This window comes from Streptomyces specialis (genome assembly GCF_001493375.1).
Lineage (GTDB): Bacteria > Actinomycetota > Actinomycetes > Streptomycetales > Streptomycetaceae > Streptomyces > Streptomyces specialis.
This window is the reverse complement of record NZ_LN929893.1, coordinates 109,907-122,947: the sequence shown is the minus strand read 5'-3', so window position 1 is coordinate 122,947 and position 13,041 is coordinate 109,907. Positions and strand designations below refer to the sequence as shown.

10 protein-coding genes are annotated in these 13,041 nt (G+C 74.8%); 5 read left to right on the top strand and 5 right to left on the bottom strand.

The window, feature by feature from the left end; translation table 11 throughout:
• Positions 1–588 carry an FxsA family membrane protein gene (fxsA, locus tag BN2279_RS10265; RefSeq protein WP_059008395.1) on the top strand — a complete coding sequence of 196 codons (588 nt, stop codon included), beginning with the start codon at positions 1–3 and terminating at the stop codon, positions 586–588.
• A gap of 88 nt (positions 589–676) precedes the next feature.
• On the opposite strand, the gene BN2279_RS10260 is transcribed toward fxsA, so the two are convergent.
• Both BN2279_RS10260 and yczE read right to left on the bottom strand, forming a co-directional pair.
• Positions 677–1,051: an RNA polymerase-binding protein RbpA gene (locus BN2279_RS10260; protein WP_059008394.1), complete on the bottom strand. Its 375-nt coding sequence runs from the start codon at positions 1,049–1,051 to the stop codon at positions 677–679.
• 170 nt (positions 1,052–1,221) lie between these two features.
• Entirely contained in the window at positions 1,222–1,935 is a 714-nt protein-coding gene (gene yczE, locus BN2279_RS10255) for a membrane protein YczE (RefSeq protein ID WP_079032051.1), read from the bottom strand.
• A 108-nt stretch (positions 1,936–2,043) separates the two neighbouring features.
• Between yczE and BN2279_RS10250 the strand changes: the two genes are divergently transcribed.
• Positions 2,044–3,546, top strand: coding sequence for an SCO1417 family PLP biosynthesis transcription factor (locus BN2279_RS10250; protein WP_059008393.1), 1,503 nt, complete (start codon positions 2,044–2,046; stop codon positions 3,544–3,546).
• A gap of 31 nt (positions 3,547–3,577) precedes the next feature.
• On the opposite strand, the gene BN2279_RS10245 is transcribed toward BN2279_RS10250, so the two are convergent.
• Positions 3,578–5,221, bottom strand: coding sequence for a bifunctional 3'-5' exonuclease/DNA polymerase (locus tag BN2279_RS10245; RefSeq protein ID WP_059008392.1), 1,644 nt, complete (start codon positions 5,219–5,221; stop codon positions 3,578–3,580).
• 168 nt (positions 5,222–5,389) lie between these two features.
• Between BN2279_RS10245 and BN2279_RS10240 the strand changes: the two genes are divergently transcribed.
• Positions 5,390–5,698: an SHOCT domain-containing protein gene (locus BN2279_RS10240; RefSeq protein ID WP_059008391.1), complete on the top strand. Its 309-nt coding sequence runs from the start codon at positions 5,390–5,392 to the stop codon at positions 5,696–5,698.
• Positions 5,699–5,711: 13 nt separating this feature from the next.
• Here BN2279_RS10240 and BN2279_RS10235 read toward each other — a convergent pair whose 3' ends face one another.
• Positions 5,712–6,140: an ATP-binding protein gene (locus tag BN2279_RS10235; protein WP_159037188.1), complete on the bottom strand. Its 429-nt coding sequence runs from the start codon at positions 6,138–6,140 to the stop codon at positions 5,712–5,714.
• A 524-nt stretch (positions 6,141–6,664) separates the two neighbouring features.
• Here BN2279_RS10235 and BN2279_RS10230 point away from each other — a divergent pair.
• Positions 6,665–9,058: a hypothetical protein gene (locus tag BN2279_RS10230; protein ID WP_234347724.1), complete on the top strand. Its 2,394-nt coding sequence runs from the start codon at positions 6,665–6,667 to the stop codon at positions 9,056–9,058.
• 32 nt (positions 9,059–9,090) lie between these two features.
• On the opposite strand, the gene BN2279_RS10225 is transcribed toward BN2279_RS10230, so the two are convergent.
• A complete protein-coding gene (locus BN2279_RS10225) occupies positions 9,091–11,535 on the bottom strand; it encodes a right-handed parallel beta-helix repeat-containing protein (RefSeq protein WP_059008389.1) in 2,445 nt (814 codons plus the stop codon).
• A 416-nt stretch (positions 11,536–11,951) separates the two neighbouring features.
• Between BN2279_RS10225 and BN2279_RS10220 the strand changes: the two genes are divergently transcribed.
• The coding region (locus tag BN2279_RS10220) for a family 2B encapsulin nanocompartment shell protein (RefSeq protein WP_079032050.1) at positions 11,952–13,041 on the top strand (1,090 nt) is incomplete at its 3' end.

The window sequence follows — 13,041 nt, the reverse complement described above, 5'->3', positions numbered from 1 at the left end:
ATGACGAGCGGCGCGCACCCCACCCGGCTCCGGCGGCCACGCCGCGGGCGCGGCCCCCTGGCCCTGCTGCCTCTCGCGGTCGCGGGCTGGGCGCTGCTGGAGATCTGGCTGCTGATCACCGTCGGCGACGCGGCCGGCGGGGTGACGGTCCTCCTGCTGCTGCTGGCCGCGTTCCTGCTGGGCGGGGCGGTGGTGAAACGGGCCGGGCGGCGCGCGTGGCGGCGGCTGAGCGAAGGCCTGCGGGCCGGTGACCCGGCCGCCCCCGCGCCGGGCGCGGGGGCACGCGGCGGCGACGGGCTGACCATGCTGGGCGGGCTGCTGCTGATGCTGCCGGGCTTCGCCTCGGACGCCGTGGGGCTGCTGTGCCTCTTCCCGCCCACCGCGGCCCTGCTGCGCCGCGCGGGCGCCCGTTTCGTGCGGCGGCGCTCCGGCCCGCTGGGCGCCGCGTTCGACGAGGCCATGGCGGCGCGCGAGCGGGCGCGGGCGCGGGACGCGGACGGCCGGATCGTGCGCGGCGAGGTCATCAGGGACGACGACGACCAGCGCCCGGACCGCGACGACGGACGCCCGCCCGGCGCGGGGCACTGAGCGGGCACGACAAAGAGGGATAACAAAAGAGGGATCGGGTCACACGAGGTGACCCGAGCCCTCATTCGTCGGCGGCGCGGACGCTCCGCTACGCCGTTTTGCGGCTGTCGCGCGGATGCACCGCGATGTTCATGGCCCCGGAGCGCAGGACGGCCAGCCGCTCGGCCAGCACCTCCTCCAGCTCCTCACGGGTACGGCGCTCCATGAGCATGTCCCAGTGCGTGCGCGCGGGCTTGCCCTTCTTCTCCTCCGGGCCCTCGCCGTCCACCAACAGGGCCTGGGCGCCGCATACCTTGCACTCCCACTCCGGCGGGATCTCGGCCTCGACCGAGAACGGCATCTCGAACCGATGGCCGTTCTGGCATGCGTACTCCACCGCCTGACGCGGCGCGAGGTCGATACCGCGGTCCGTCTCGTAGCTGGTCACCACGAGCCGCGTGCCGCGTAGAGCTCGCTCACTCATGAATCGTGCCTCCCGGGCTGGTCGCCCACAGGACAGGTGTCGCTGTCATCATCGCTTAGGTCAACGTCCGGTCGGCGGTGAAGATTCCCGTTGCAGGTCATGCGTCGTCCCGTCGTACCGCCCCGATTAGTACCCACCGGCGTCCGGTTTGTCACATCTGAGAGGAGATGTCACCCGGCGTCCGCACAGGATGGCTCGGGGTAACGGTCCATCCGGCGGGACCAAGGGCGTAGAATACCCCGCCGTCGCCGGTCATCGAAATCCATTCCGGATTCCGCGTCCTTGATCGCGTCCCCGGGCGGGTCCTTGATCGCGAAGACGCCCAGGAAGTACTGGGCCAGCGGCCCGATCGCCAGGGCGTACACCACGGTTCCCACCCCGGCCGTGCCGCCGAGCGCCACGCCGGCCGCCAGGACCAGCACCTCGATCCCGGTCCGCACCAGGCGGACGGACCTGCCGGTCCGCCGGTGCAGCGCGGTCATCAGCCCGTCGCGCGGCCCGGGGCCGAACCGGGCCGCCAGGTACAGGCCCGTCGCCATGCCGTTGAGCACGACCCCGCCGAGCATCAGCGGGACCCGGGCCGCCAGGGCGCCGACGCCGGGGAAGACGGCGAGGGTGAGGTCCATCGCGGTGCCGATCACCAGCACGTTGGAGATCGTGCCGAGCCCGGGGCGCTGGCGCAGCGGGATCCACAGCAGCAGCACGAGCAGACCGGTCAGGTTCAGCACCATGCCCATGGACAGACCCGTGCGTTCGGCGCCGCCCTGGTGGAAGACGTCCCACGGGTCGAGTCCGAGGCCCGCGCGCACCAGCATGGCGCCGCTCACCCCGTACAGCACGAGGCCGCCGTAGAGCTGGACGAGGCGCCGAGGCAGACGCTTCATGAGGACCCCTTCCGGTGCATGCCTGGCGCAAGTGGCCTGACCCGTGCCACTCTGTGGCCCGGACGGTCGGCCCAGCCACGGCCAATCCCGGAAAGGTGGCCTTGAATCATGCCCCAGTGGACCTCGACCGTGGGCGCGGGCCAGCTCGCCCGGCTGCTCGGCTCCCAGGACGCCTACGAGCGCGGGCCCGCCGCCCGCCGTACCCCCGCCTACCGCGCGCTCGCCGACGGCGTGCGGCTGCTGGTGCTGGAGGGCCGGGTCCCCGTCGCCGCCCGGCTGCCCGCCGAACGGGAGCTGGCCGGGGCGCTGGCCGTCAGCCGTACCACCGTGGCCGCCGCGTTCGAGGCGCTGCGCGCCGACGGCTTCCTGGAGTCACGGCGCGGCTCGGGAAGCTGGACCGCCGTGCCGCCGGGCCGGCCGCTGCCCTCGCGCGGCCTGGAGCCGCTCCCGCCGGAGGCCGCGGGCTCGATGCTGGACCTGGGCTGCGCCGCCCTGCCCGCGCCCGAGCCGTGGCTGACCCGTTCCTTCCAGGCGGCCCTGGAGGCGCTGCCGCCCGCCGCCCGCACCCACGGCGACTTTCCGGCCGGGCTGCTGACGCTCCGGCAGGCCCTCGCCGACCGCTACACCGCGCGCGGTGTGCCGACCATGCCGGAACAGATCATGATCACCACCGGCGCGATGGGCGCCGTGGCGGCGATCTGCCGGCTGTTCGCCCCGCGCGGCGAACGGGTCGCCGTCGAGCACCCCTCCTACGCCAACGTCCTGCAACTCATGCGTGACGCCGGCGCCCGCCTGGTGCCGGTCGCGATGGGCGAGGGCCTGACCGGGTGGGACCTGCCGCTGTGGCGGCGCGTGCTCAGGGAGGCGGCGCCGCGCATGGCCTACGTGGTGGCCGACTTCCACAACCCGACCGGGGCCCTGGCCGACGAGGAGCAGCGCCGCGAACTGGTCGCCGCGACACGGGCGGCGGGGACGGTCCTGGTCGTGGACGAGACCATGGTCGACCTGGCCCTCGATGTGGAGCCGGGGGAGGAGCCCCGGCCGGTCTGCGCGTTCGACCACGGCGGCACGAGCGTGGTGACGGTGGGGTCGGCGAGCAAGACCTTCTGGGCCGGGCTGCGGATCGGCTGGGTCCGGGCGGCCCCCGAGGTGATCCGCAGCCTGATCGCCGCCCGCGCCTACGCGGACCTCGGCAGTCCGGTGCTCGAACAGCTCGCCGTGTCGTGGCTGATGACGACGGGCGGCTGGGAGGAGGCGATCGTCCAGCGCCGCGCGGAGATCAGGGACAGCCGCGAGACGGTCGTGGCGGCGCTGCGGCGGCACCTGCCGGAGTGGGAGTTCGCCGTGCCGCGCGGCGGCCTGACCCTGTGGGTGCGCACCGGCGGACTGTCGGGCTCCCGGATCGCGGTCGCGGGCGAACGGCTCGGCGTCCGCGTACCGTCCGGCCCCCGGTTCGGCCTCGACGGCGCGTTCGAGGGCTACCTCCGCGTCCCGTTCACGGTGAGCGGCCCGGTCGCCGAGGAGGCCGCGATCCGCCTCGCGGCGGCGGCCCGCCAGGTCACCGAGGCCCTCGGCCCGGGCACCGACACCCCCTCCGGCTACATCACCTGACCCGCCCCCGCCGTCCGCCGGGGCGCGGGCGTCATTTCGCGTCCGCGTAGCACTCCACCACCGCCGTGGTGAACGGGAAACGGGTGGGCGTCGGGCCGAAGGCCAGGCGGCCCGCCGCGTCACCCGCCGCGTGGATCGCCTCCGTGACCGCGCCCGTCTCCGGCTCGGGGCAGTGCACGATCACCTCGTCGTGCTGGAAGAACACCAGCTCCGCCCTCATGCCGCGCAGCAGCGCGCGCAGCGACGCCAGCATCAGCAGGGCCCACTCCGCCGCGCTGCCCTGGACCACGAAGTTCCGCGTGAAGCGGCCCCTGGCCCGCGCCGACGGGGTGCCGCCCGGGACCGGGTCCGTCTCGTCCACCGCGCCCGGCGGGGAGGTCCGGCCGAGCCAGGTGCGCACCAGGCGGCCCCCCTCGCCCGCCCGGGCCGCCTCGTCCACATACGCCACCGCCGCCGGGAACCGGCGCCGCAGGTCCGCCAGGTGCTTCAGCCCGTCGCCGGAGGTCTGCCCGTAGATCGCGCCGAGCAGCGCCAGCTTGGCCGCCGCCCGGTCGCCGGAGAACCCCCGGTGGGACAGCGCCGCGTACAGGTCGCCCGAGCCGCCCGCCGCCGCCATCAGCCCGGGGTCGCGGGAGATCGCGGCCAGCACGCGCGGCTCCAACTGGTCGGCGTCGGCGACCACCAGCCGCCACCCCGGGTCGGCCACCACCGCCCGGCGCACCACGCGGGGGATCTGCAACGCGCCGCCGCCGTTGGTCGTCCAGCGGCCCGACGCCGCGCCGCCCGGCACGTACTCCGTGCGGAACCGGCCGTCCCGCACCCAGGACCGCAGCCACGACCAGCCGTGCGCGGTGTGGATCCGGTACAGCCGCTTGTACTCCAGCAGCGGCTCCACCGCCGGATGGTCGATCTTCCGCAACTCCCAGGCGCGGGTGGACCGCAGCTTGATCCCGGCCCGGGAGAAGGCCCGGATGATGTCGGCCGGCAGGTCGGGCCGCACCCGCGCGCCCTCGCCGAACGCCGCCGAGACGCGCTCGGCCAGCTCCGCCAGCCGCCGGGGCGGCGCCCCGCCCGGATAGCGCTCGCCCAGCAACTCGTCCAGCACCCGGCGGTGGATGTCCGCCCGCCACGGCAGCCCGGCGCGGCCCATCTCCGCCGCGACCAGCGTCCCGGCCGACTCCGCCGCGAGCAGCAGCCGCATCCGCTCCGGGTGCGCCGCGAAGCCGACCCGGGCGAGCTGCCCGGCATACACGTCGAGAAGCGCCTCCAGCGGGTCCGCGTCCCCCGGCAACGGCACCGGGCCCGCCTCGAACAGCGACGCCTGCGCCGCGTCGGGCGCGGTCGGCGGCGGATCGGCCGGCACCGGCAGCCCGCGCAGCCGGGCGAACGCCGCGCTCAGCGAACGCGGCAGCCCGTACGCCCCCTCGTGGCCCAGGAGCAGCGCCTCGGCCGCCTCCACGTCGTAGCTCCGCTCCACGCGGAGCCCGGCCGCCAGCAGCCTGGGGTAGACCGCCGCCGGCGACCGCCACACCCAGCGCGTCACACCGGGCCGGGCGCGCACGGCCTCGGCGGCGCCCGGCTCCGTCACGACCGGTCCCGCCGGCCGGCCGTCGTCGTCCAGCGGGCACACCCGCGCCGAGCCGTCGGCGTCCTCGGTCAGCGCCCATCTGCCCATGCCGCCGAGTCTGGCAGCCGCCACTGACATCGACGCCGACACCGCGTACTCCGCGCGGAGCAGCCCGGAAGCCGCTGCCCGTACGACGCCGCGACCGCCGTCCGGCGGGAGGCTCGAAGCAAGACCGACGGATGAACGGACAACAAGACGACAAGGAGTGAGAACGCCATGGAGCTTCTGGCGCACGGCTTCCGCGACGAGGGACCCGGACCGTGGTTCCTGCTCTTCCCCCTGGTGTGGGCCGCCGTCCTGATCGGCGCCTTCTGGCTGCTGCGCCGTACCGCGCGGCGCGGCCGGGCCCCCGGCGGCCCGCCGTACCTCCGGTACCCCCGGGACGGGCGGCCGGGCCACGAGACGCCCGTCGACCTGCTCGGCAGGCGTTTCGCGGCCGGGGAGATCGAGGAGGACGAGTACCGGGCGCGGCTCGCCGTGCTGACCGGGCCGGTGCCGGGCGGCGGCCAGGAGGACGCGCCCTGAGCGCGGCGCCGCGTCAGGCGTGCGCGGCCCACGGGTGGCGCACGGCGTGCGCCTCGGGCGGCGTCGGGGGATAGGGCACGGGCAGCGTGAACCACACCGTCCGGCCGCCCTCGTCCGTGTACGTCCGGGTCCCGCCGCTGTCGCGGACGGTGGCCAGGGCCGGGACGTGGGGGGCCCGGGTGCCGGCGGGGCGCGCGGACACCGCGAGCCGGTCCCACAGCAGCGTCACCTCGACCGTGCACGACTGCTCGGGACCGGCATGGCGGCGGATGTCCGCGAGGAGCGCGCCGACGCCGTCCGCCACCGGGTCGGCGAGCTGCGGCAGCCGCCAGCTCCGCAGGCGGGCCGACACCGCCCGGCCGGCCTCGCCCGCTCCGGCGGGGGTCGCGGCGAACTCCGCCGTGCGGTGCGGACCGGGGGCTTCGCGAGGGCTGATCACCATGAGGTTCACCGCATTCTGTGCGCGGACCGAGGAGAAAGTGTCCGGATTATGGCATCTCGCTCTGTTTTGGGGTACCGCGTCGCGCCCTGTGGCGCGTTCGGCGTGTCGCCACCGCCCGCGTCCCTCGATTCCGCGCCGGACCGGGGCCGACGGCTGCAGATACGACGTGAGAAGTGTACTACGAGGAGGTTAAGCGCAGGAATGCCGGGGAGAGCGTGCAGTGGAGTTTTTTTTTACAAGAGGAGGACGGAATGCGAGTTTTCTGCCTGTCTCGGGGCCTCGGGATGTGTATAAGGGCCGGCCCCCGGGTCCGGCGCGCGGGGCAGCCGACGCCCCGCGGTCCGCGTGTCCCGCCCTGACGGGCCGTCACCTGCCGATAGCGTCCCTGGCGGTTCGCCGGCCCCGCGTCCTGACGGGCGCTCAGGGAACCGACTCCGCGCCCGGGGAGTCATCCCGTACGGACCCGTGTCCGCCGGCCCGTGGTTCGGGGCCGTGCGCGGCGGAGATGACGTGAGCAGGGCAATATGGCGGAGCGTCAGACAGTCGAACAGGGGGACGAGCCGATGGCCGTCGAGGGCATCGCACGACCGGCCGCCCGCACCGGGAGCGGCGCGGGCGAAGGGCGGGGCGCGGGCGTCCCGCCGGAGCCCGCGTTGGAGCTGCTGGTGCACGGCGTCGGCGGCACGACCGCCGGGGAGATGCTGGCGGATCCGCGCGTCACCCGCGTGACCGGCGACGACACCGCCAACATCCACCGCCGCACGGACGATCTGGACGACCGCCCCTGGGACGACAGGTCGCCGCTGCGCGAGGCGTACTGCTGGTGCAACCTCACCTCCGGCGACGCCTCCCGCGTCCTGTGGCTGCTGCTCCTGCCCTTCATGGTCATCAACATCGCGCACTGGATGCGCCCGCCCGCGCGCGGCGCACGGCGCGCACACCAGGTGTACGACTACCTCGTGCGCCTTCTCGCGCTCTCACTCACCCTGCTGTTCGTCGCCTCGGTGTGCGTCGTCTCGCTCGACCTCGTCGCCTGGCAGTGCGCCGGGGCCGCCGCGTGCGCCGAGGGCACCTCGTGGATCGAGCCGTTCGGCCCCGGCGAGGGCTGGTGGTCCCAGCCGGGCCGGCGCCTCGCGCTGGCCGCCGTGCTCCCCGCCGGCCTGGTGGTCCTGCTGTGGTGGCTGTCCTACCGCACCTGGAGCTCCTACGAGTCCGCGTCCCCGCCGCCGCGCCCGCGCCCCGACGCCGGGGAGCACGCCGTGCTGAGCCTGCCCGGCTTCTGGTACGGCCGGGGCCTGGTCGCCCGGCTGCGCGCCACCCACACCGCCGCCGGGCTGCTGACCGTGGCCACCGCGCTGCTGCTCGCCACCGGCGGGCACGACCGGGGCCCGGACGGCGACACCGCGCCGATGGCCGCCGGCTGGCTGCTGCTCGCGCTGACGGCGGCGGGCTGGGGTGTGGTCGCCGTCCAGCAGACGCGGCACGGCCGCACCGAGGAGGAGCCCGACGAACGGCCCGAGCCGCCCTCCTCGCGGGCGCTGCCCTGGGGTGCCCTGGCGCTGCTGGCCCTGGTCCTCGCGCACACCGCGTGGGACCGCCCCGGCTGGGAGGCTTCCGGCCACTTCCCCGGCGCCGCGGGCGTCTTCCCGGTCCTGATGATCGCCCAGGTCGTGCTGATCCTCGGCGTGGCGCTGGCCGCCAACCAGTTGCACCGGCGGACGCCCGACGCGGACCGGGGCACGCTGTACGGGCTGGGCGGGGCCTGTGTCGCCGTCCTGGGCTGCGGTCTCGGCGGAATCCTCACCGGCGGCGTCGCCCAGCGCGTCGCCGACTGGCTCGACCCCTCCGCCGCGCCCGGCGAGCCCGGCGCGGTGATCGCCGGGCCGCCGACCGTGCTGAGCTGGGCCGCCGCCGTCATCCCGCCGCTGCTGCTCGTCGTGGTGGTCCTCGCCGCCGCCGCCCTCCTCCACGCCGCACGCGAGGCCCGCCGCCTCGCCCCCCGCGTCGTCGAACGCTACGCCGACGAGAACTGCGCGCCGCTGAAGGAGCGCAGCGCCGGCATCGCCGCCGCCACCGCCCGGGCCGGGCTGACCGACGCCGCGCCGCTGCTGATCGGCTGGCTCACCGGCACCGCGCTGGTCCTCGGCGTCGTGGCCGCCGCCGGTTCCGCGACGGGCGAGACCCCCTCCCGGGCCGCCGACGACGCGCCCGCCCCGTTCGCCGCCGCGGCCGACGCCTGCCAGACCCTCGGCTCGTGGCTGATGGGCGCCGGGGTCCTGCTGCTGCTGACCCTCGGCCGCCGGGCCTCCCGCGACACGTCCGCCCGCCGGACCGTGGGCATCCTGTGGGACGTCGGCACGTTCTGGCCGCGCGCCGCGCACCCGTTCGCGCCGCCCTGCTACGCCGAGCGGGCCGTGCCCGACCTGTCGTGGCGGATGAGCACCTGGGTGGAGTCCACCGGCGGCCGGCTGGTCATCTCGGGCCACTCCCAGGGCAGCGTGCTCGCCGCCGCGGCCGTCTGGCAGCTCGACGCGGCCACCCGCTCCCGGATCGCGCTGCTCACCCACGGCTCGCCGCTGGCCCGCCTGTACGGGCGGTGGTTCCCCGCCTACTTCGGGCCCCGGGCGCTGACCGCCCTGCACCGGGACATGCCGCGCTGGCGGAACCTGTGGCGCGACACCGACCCGATCGGCGGCCCGGTCGGCGTGACCGGCGCCGCCGGGCCGGTGGACCTCGGCCCGCTGGCCGACCCGCTGCACTACGGGCGCACCCACCGCCGCCCGCTGCCCGAACCCGTCCTGGGCCACAGCGACTACGCCGCCGACCCGGCGTACGCGGCGGAACGCGCCAAGCTGTTCGACCGCGTCCTGCTGGACGCCCCCGCCATCCCCGGCCAGCCGGGCACGACCGGCGCCTGAACCCTCGCCACCGGCCCGCCGCGGGGCGGTCGTCACGGGAGAGTCGGGAGGTCCTCCGGGTGGAGCAGCGTCAGCTCCTCCGTGCTGGGGTCCGCCACCCGGGCCACCCGGCCCGCGTGGCTCTCCACCATCGCCTCGAACGTCTGCCGCGCCGTCCTGCCGTTGCCGAACGAGGGGCCCCGGTCCATGCCCGTGAAGTACTTCAGCAGGGCCTCCCGGGTGCCCTCGCCGAGGTCGTACTCGTGGTCGCGCGCCTGCTGCTCCACGATGCTCAGCAGCTCCTCCGGGGAGTAGTCGCCGAACGCGATGGTGCGCGAGAAGCGGGAGGCCACGCCCGGGTTCACCGCCAGGAAACGTTCCATCTCGGCGGTGTACCCGGCGACGATCACCACCACCGCGTCGCGGTGGTCCTCCATCAGCTTCACCAGCGTGTCGATGGCCTCGCGGCCGAAGTCGCGGCCCGCGTCCTCGGGGGAGAGGGCGTACGCCTCGTCGATGAACAGCACGCCGCCCCGCGCCCGTTCGAACGCCTCCTGGGTGCGGATCGCCGTGGAGCCGATGTGCTCGCCCACCAGATCGACCCGGGAGACCTCGACCAGATGGCCGCTCTCCAGCACGCCGAGGGAGGCCAGGATCTGCCCGTACAGGCGGGCCACGGTCGTCTTGCCGGTGCCGGGGGAGCCCGTGAACACCAGATGGCGGCGGACCGAGGCCGCCTTCAGCCCGGCCCGCCGGCGGCGCCGGCCCACCTCGATCATGTCGATCAGCGCCCGGACCTCGCGTTTGACCGTGTCGAGGCCGACCAGTTCCTCCAGCTCGCCCAGCACCTCGTCCGCCGGGCGCGTCTCCTCCGCAGGCGCGGCGACCGGCCGCGCCTCCGACGACCCGGCCGGGGAGGAAACGGCGGGAGTGGCCCGCGTCGCGGCCTGCGCGGGCGCCGTGTCCGTCGCCCGCGGCTCGGCCGGCTTCGCGTCCGCCGTCTTCAGCCGCACATCGGCGCCGGGCGCGCCGGTGTCGTCGCTGTGGCAGTCGGTCAGCAGCGGGCTGTCCTCGGCGAAGACATAACCACCGCGCGAACACCGCTCGGTGCGGCAGCGGTTCAGCTCGCTGCGGCAGCCGTCGATGATGTGGAAGCCGTACCCTTGCGAGTCGGCGACCCGGGTCCGGGTGAACCGGCCGCGTCCGCCCGCCGACACGTAGACCCCCGCCTCGGTCGGCGAGGTCACCGTGCAGTCGGCCACCTCCGGGTCCGCGTCCTTGGTGACGATGAAGCCCGTCCTGGCCCCGTCGATCGCGCAGCCGGTCACCGAGCCGCCGCTGCCCGCGTCCCGGAACCACGCCCCGGTGCCCACCCGCATGATCCGCGCCGCGTCGATACGGGCGGTCGCGCCGTCGCTGACCGAGACCGCCGAGCCGCGCACGTCCTCGATCCGGCTGTCCACCACGTCCGCCCGCGACCCGGCGTCCAGCACGAACAGCGCGTCGGCCACATGGTGCACGCGGCAGGACTCCAGCACCGCCGTGGCGCCGTCGCTCACCCAGACCGCCGGATAGTCCCCGGCCGACTGGTGGATCTCGCAGTCGTGCGCGTCGGCGTGCGTGCCCGGGTCCCACACCGACATGCCGTTGCGGCCGAAGCCGCTGACCGACGTGCGCACCAGCGTCAGGACCGAACGCGACCGCAGGTCCAGGGCGTTCTCCGGGACGTCGGAGACGCTGCTGTCGGTCAGCGTCAGCACCGCCTCCGTGTCGAGCGTGATGCCGTCCCCGGTGGTGGTGCCGACCCGGCAGTCGGTGAGGTGCGCGGTGGCGCGCTCGGCCAGCCGCACGCCGGTGCCGTTGATGTCCTGGATGCCGCACTCCACCGCGTCCACCGCGCTGCCGTCCCCGCTGACCGACAGCCCGGCGCCGCCGCTGCGGCGCACGCGGCAGCGCTCCAGCCGCAGATGCGCCGGGCCGTGGACGCTGATGCCCGGCCGGCCCGACTCCATCACCCGGCACTCCTCGAACAGCGCGCCGGAACTGTCCCCGACGCTGATGCCGGTGCCGGTCGCGTTGCTCACCGCGCACCGGCGGACGGTCGGCCGGGCGCCGCCGCGCACCTCGATGCCGGCCGAGGACGAGGTGTGCACCTGGAGGGAGGACAGCTCGGGCGTGCCGCCCTCGATCAGCACGGCGGGGACGCCGGTGTCCTGTCCCTCGACACGCAGATGCGCGACCGTGGCCGAGGCGCGGACGGTCAGCGGGACGCCGTCCACCGGCGCGATCCGGGCCTCGCCGTCCCGGCCCTCGCCGGGACCGCGCAGCGTGACGGCCAGCTCGACGACGAGGTTCTCGCGGTAGGTTCCCGGGCCGAGGGTCAGCACGTCGCCGTCCTCGGCGGCGGCCAGGGCCTCGGTGACCGTGCCGTAGACGGCCGTCCGGCGCCGCCAGCGCGCCGTTCCGGAGTGCGTCACCTGGACCGAGCCCTTAGACATGGAACCGATGTGCCCCAACCTCGTGCGACGACTGACCTGTTGACATGGTGACCCAGTGAGCCGGACTGCCCGACGGCCGCGCTGCCGCGCCGACTTGGCTGCTCAACGGTAGCGCGCCCCGGGCCGATGGAATGACTGGTTCGATCTTCACCCGCGTGCGCCGTCCGTGTGCCCCCGCGCCCCCGTCCATGCCTCCGAACGCCCCCCAGCCTACGCGGTCACCCACGGTGCGTAACGGGGCACGGTGGGTGGCGCTTTCGCAGGAACGTTTACGCGCAATACCCACGAGGACGCGGCGAGAATCCCCGGATTCCCCCACTTTCGAGTGATTGCCTGCCCTCTGCGGCACCCTCTAGCTTCTTCCGCGGGATCCCCCTAATGGCCTATTTCCGACCGCAGATTGGCGGGTGTCCGGCATGACGACTTCTCCCGAGACCGCTCCGGGAAACGAGACGGCGCACGCCCGGCTGAGCCTCGATACGACGGCCGCCCGGAATCTGGCGACGACCACCAAGACCCCGCCGCAGATGCAGGGCATCACCTCGCGGTGGTTGCTCAAAGTGCTTCCGTGGGTACAGGTTTCCGGCGGCACCTTCCGGGTCAACCGCAGGCTCACCCACACCGTGGGAAACGGGCGGGTCGAATTCGTCGCGACCGGTTCCGAAGTGCGGGTCATCCCCGCCGAGCTGGGAGAGCTTCCCGCGCTGGCCGGGTTCTCCGACGCCGACGCGCTCCAGGAGCTGGCCGCGGCCTGCCGGCAGCGGGACTTCGCCCCCGGCGACGTCATCGTGGAGGCCGGCACCCCGGCCGACCGGGTCGTGCTGATCGCCCACGGCAAGCTCGCCCGGCGCGGCGCCGGCCGGTACGACACCGAGACCGACCACGGGGTGCTCGCCGACGGGGACTTCTACGGCGCCGGAGTGCTCGCCGACGAGGACCCCGGCACCTGGGAGCACAGCCTGCGGGCGCTCACCAGCGGCACCGTCCTCACCCTCGCCCGCGCCGACGTCGAGGCCCTCGTGGACCGTTCACCGGCCCTGGCCGAGCACCTGGCGGCGTTCCGCGACGCGGCGCCCGGCCGTAGCAACGCGCACGGCGAGTCCGCCATCGACCTGGCGTCGGGCCACACCGGTGAGCCGGTGCTGCCGGGGACCTTCGTGGACTACGAACCGGCGCCGCGCGAATACGAGTTGAGCGTCGCCCAGACCGTGCTGCGGGTCCACACCCGGGTCGCCGACCTCTACAGCGAGCCGATGAACCAGGTCGAGGAGCAACTGCGCCTGACCATCGAGGCGCTGCGCGAGCGGCAGGAGCACGAACTCGTCAACAACCGTGAGTTCGGCCTGCTCCACAACGCCGACCTGCGCCAGCGCATCCGCACCCTGCCTCTTATACCCATCCTCCCCCCCCGCTGCACACGAGAGTCTAGATCTCGGTGGGCGGCCGCTCTCTTTAACAGGATTCGCTTATCGGTTATACCGTTATCCAGATGGCCACTGAACGATA

What these genes read in the sequence shown, in the direction of transcription:
- yczE (WP_079032051.1), bottom strand. Translation starts at nt 1,935, where the DNA reads ATGAAGCGTCTGCCTCGGCGCCTCGTCCAGCTCTACGGCGGCCTCGTG.
- BN2279_RS10260 (WP_059008394.1), bottom strand. Translation starts at nt 1,051, where the DNA reads ATGAGTGAGCGAGCTCTACGCGGCACGCGGCTCGTGGTGACCAGCTAC.
- BN2279_RS10230 (WP_234347724.1), top strand. Translation starts at nt 6,665, where the DNA reads ATGGCGGAGCGTCAGACAGTCGAACAGGGGGACGAGCCGATGGCCGTC.
- fxsA (WP_059008395.1), top strand. Translation starts at nt 1, where the DNA reads ATGACGAGCGGCGCGCACCCCACCCGGCTCCGGCGGCCACGCCGCGGG.
- BN2279_RS10245 (WP_059008392.1), bottom strand. Translation starts at nt 5,221, where the DNA reads ATGGGCAGATGGGCGCTGACCGAGGACGCCGACGGCTCGGCGCGGGTG.
- BN2279_RS10250 (WP_059008393.1), top strand. Translation starts at nt 2,044, where the DNA reads ATGCCCCAGTGGACCTCGACCGTGGGCGCGGGCCAGCTCGCCCGGCTG.
- BN2279_RS10240 (WP_059008391.1), top strand. Translation starts at nt 5,390, where the DNA reads ATGGAGCTTCTGGCGCACGGCTTCCGCGACGAGGGACCCGGACCGTGG.
- BN2279_RS10225 (WP_059008389.1), bottom strand. Translation starts at nt 11,535, where the DNA reads ATGTCTAAGGGCTCGGTCCAGGTGACGCACTCCGGAACGGCGCGCTGG.
- BN2279_RS10235 (WP_159037188.1), bottom strand. Translation starts at nt 6,140, where the DNA reads ATGGTGATCAGCCCTCGCGAAGCCCCCGGTCCGCACCGCACGGCGGAG.